Raw genomic sequence first — 3,281 nt, forward strand, 5'->3', positions numbered from 1 at the left:
CATCAGTGATGGCATAGTTGTTGGATGCAATTGCGTCTTCGAGCTGAGTGGTGCTGTTGACGAATTGGACGTTGTCTATTCCAGCTTCGTTGTAGGCGCGTTGCGCTTTTTCGACGTTGCGGTTGGCAATCGCTACGAGTTCCATACCTGGAACTGAGTTGATGATTTGGTTGGCTATTCCGCGTCCCATGAATCCTGAGCCGATCATGCCCACACGGATTGGCTTTCCTGCTTCTGCTCTTGCTTTTAGTGCGCTGTCTATTATGATCACTCTTAAGCTCCTTCAAAAATTATTAAGAAATATAGAATTGAGTAGCACTCAACGATGGTGCACCAGCCAAGGTTGCAACTGTTGTTGCTAAACCTGATCCACGTCCATCAGCATCAAATCTCAGGGCACCCGTGTTGGTGTTATATAAAAAGTTGGCACTACTACCCAATAGTGTGGGATTCGTTCCGCTTACAAAAACTCCTGTATCCGCTGCTGTTGTGCTGAGTTTGACACCACGAACCAAGCCACCACCGAAACCCGTACTAGAAAATGTCAAGCGATCGTCAGCACCAAAATCAGTAATTAAGTCGCCACCTTCTCTTGGTTCCTTATAAAAGAAATTATCTGGACCACCGCCACCAGTTAGCGTGTCTCTACCAAGACCACCCCTGAGCGTGTTGTGTCCAGCATCTCCCACTAACTTATCGGCAAAGTTAGAACCAATAATATTTTCAATTCCCGTTAACGCATCTCGCTTGACAAGAGTGTCATACCATGCATTTCCTATCTTGTTGTAGCCAGTTACATTGGGGTGAAAGCCGTCTGATACTAAATCATTAAAATTAAGACTGCCTCCAGCATTTATATAAGTTACTTTTTTACCTTGTGCAACTTTGTCTCTGACTAAATCAGGCAGCAAAGCATTAAAGTTTTTTGCAAGGTTTGATAATGTTGTTCCTTTAGCAGCAGGATCAATCGGAGCGATCGAGGAAACAAAAATGCGCGTGCTACTTGACTCATTGCTGATGCGATCAATTAGACTGCTCAAGTCGCCAGCGATCGTATTCAGCGAGTTACTACGAAGTACATCATTGGTACCAATCATCAATAGGACTATCTGTGGCTGATACGTCTTGATGATTCCTCGATCGACTAAGCCAGCAATTTGATCAATTGTCCAACCGCCGCGTCCTTCGTGGTTCTTGTCTCCTAGACTAGGTGGTCCATTAAATTGCGAACCAACAAAATCTACGCTTAAATTATCAGCACCTAGATTTTTCCATAGCTGAATTCGATAAGTTCCTGGAGTTGGCTCGACATTGTGTTCTCCTGCTGTAATCGAGTCACCTAAAGGCATTATTCTTGGTGTCGTATTACCAAACACAGGTTTGAGGACAGTTCTATCTTTGAGGGTGGCAATAATACCGTTAAATGCGTAGGTGTAGTCAGCAGTATCTATACCACTACCACCATTAAGGGTGTTATTACCTCCTCGACCCTCAAGAATATCGTTACCAGCAAAACCGTTGAGTGTATTGTTTCTCCAGTCACCCACTAGTCGGTCATTCCCGCTTGTACCATTCACTACTGCTGATGTAGTAGGTGGTGTAGCAGATGTAACAGGAACGAACTGCATGTAGTCTATCCTGGCAGGTTCTCCAGCATCCTCTGTAGCTTTGATATAGAATTTATCGCCTTGGCTAATGGCTAACTGTGTAGCAATTGTGCGTAATGTTCTGGTTTGCCTATTGGCTGAAGCACTACCTAAATTTTGGTTGGCACTCCAAGCATCTATGACTGTACGCTTTTGACGCACTTCAAATTGGCTAACACCATCATTTTCATCAAAGTAACCGACAACTACGTTGTATAAGCCAGAGGCACCTGCAAAATTGAACGAGGCAAAACCTGTTTCTGCTACATCACCATTGACTAAACTAATAACGCTTTGACCTGAAGCAGCGCTATTCGCTTCTTGGCGAAAGCCCACTAGGGTCATATTTTCAGCTTCAATTCTAATTTCCGACACTTCCGAAACCTTGTTCTATCTCGATCTAGTTGTTACGACGTCCAATAAAAATCTTGGTCTATTTGATTTGTACGAATCAGATATTCCAATTGCTTTAAACGGGTAAAACCTCGAAATAAAAAGGTTTCTTCTGTCATATCTGTGAGGTTAAACAAGTCATATAGCTGTTGTGCGCCACGCTGTGCATCCCACTCACATTTAAATCCTGGCAAGAGGGTGTTAATCTTCTCAAACGAAACGCGGTAGCTGCGGTTGTCGGCACCATTATCGCCAAAGCTTAATTGACATCCTGGAAAGACATCCGCAATAATTTCTGCCACTTCTTTGACACGATAGTTATGTGCTGTGTCCCCGACATTAAAAATTTGGTTATGTACAATGTCGCGCGGTGCTTCTAAGGCACAAATAATCGCTTTGCAGATGTCCAACACGTGAACTAAAGGACGCCAAGGAGTACCATCACTAGTCATCTTAATCTCATTAGTCGTCCATGCTAGTCCGGCGAGGTTATTGAGGACAATATCAAAGCGCATTCTGGGTGAGGCACCAAACGCGGTAGCATTGCGCATAAATGTCGGCGAGAATCCATCATCTGCTAAGGCTTGTACATCCCGCTCGACAAGCGTTTTACACTCAGCGTAAGCAGTTTGCGGATTGACTGGAGACTCTTCGGTGACATCAACGCCTGTGGCGACACCATACACACTGCATGACGACATATACACAAAGCGTCTTACCCCTGCTGCTTTGGCTAAATTAGCCAGTGCAACAGAACCTTTGTGGTTAATTTCATAAGTAATATTCGGTGCAAGTTGTCCAGTAGGATCGTTTGATAACTCCGCCATGTGAACGATCGCTTCTACACCTTGCAAGTCTTCAGTTGTAATTTGGCGAATATCTTTGTTGAGGGTTTGTGCTGTCGCTTTGGTACCGTTATACAACCAACCAGCTTTGTAAAAGCCAGTGTCGATCGCTAACACTTCATGTCCGCGCTGCAACAATAGTGGAGCAAACAGAGAGCCGATGTACCCCTCAGTACCAGTAACAAGAATTTTCATCAGTAAAAAACCTAAACGTGAATGAGTGTCGATTCAAGATGAGATTGAGCTGGAATCGCAAGTGAAATCGCTTTACCAATCTCAAGAGAAGAAGTCGCCGCCGGAGAAGGAGCATTACACACATGCATTGCCCTCATTCCTGGCACAATCAAAAAGTCATCAACCAACTTGCCATCACTTTGCAATGCCTGCGCCCTTACCC

3 protein-coding genes and 1 pseudogene are annotated in these 3,281 nt (G+C 44.3%); all 4 read right to left on the reverse strand.

The window, feature by feature from the left end:
- On the reverse strand, positions 1-271 hold a 271-nt coding region (locus CSQ79_RS26770; RefSeq protein ID WP_289501595.1), incomplete at its 3' end, for a Gfo/Idh/MocA family oxidoreductase.
- Positions 272-293: 22 nt separating this feature from the next.
- Positions 294-2,021 (reverse strand): GDSL-type esterase/lipase family protein, encoded by a 1,728-nt coding sequence (locus tag CSQ79_RS26775; RefSeq protein ID WP_143755513.1) that lies wholly within the window; start codon positions 2,019-2,021, stop codon positions 294-296.
- Positions 2,022-2,053: 32 nt separating this feature from the next.
- Entirely contained in the window at positions 2,054-3,079 is a 1,026-nt protein-coding gene (locus tag CSQ79_RS26780) for an NAD-dependent epimerase/dehydratase family protein (protein WP_099704147.1), read from the reverse strand.
- Positions 3,080-3,090: 11 nt separating this feature from the next.
- Positions 3,091-3,281 (reverse strand): annotated as a pseudogene (locus tag CSQ79_RS26785) (L-2-hydroxyglutarate oxidase); the annotation flags it as partial.

Origin of the sequence: Gloeocapsopsis sp. IPPAS B-1203 (assembly GCF_002749975.1) — a bacterium.
Classification (GTDB): Bacteria; Cyanobacteriota; Cyanobacteriia; order Cyanobacteriales; family Chroococcidiopsidaceae; genus Gloeocapsopsis.

Excerpts from the sequence above, each read along its gene's own strand:
- CSQ79_RS26780 (WP_099704147.1), bottom strand. The coding sequence starts at position 3,079 with ATGAAAATTCTTGTTACTGGTACTGAGGGGTACATCGGCTCTCTGTTT.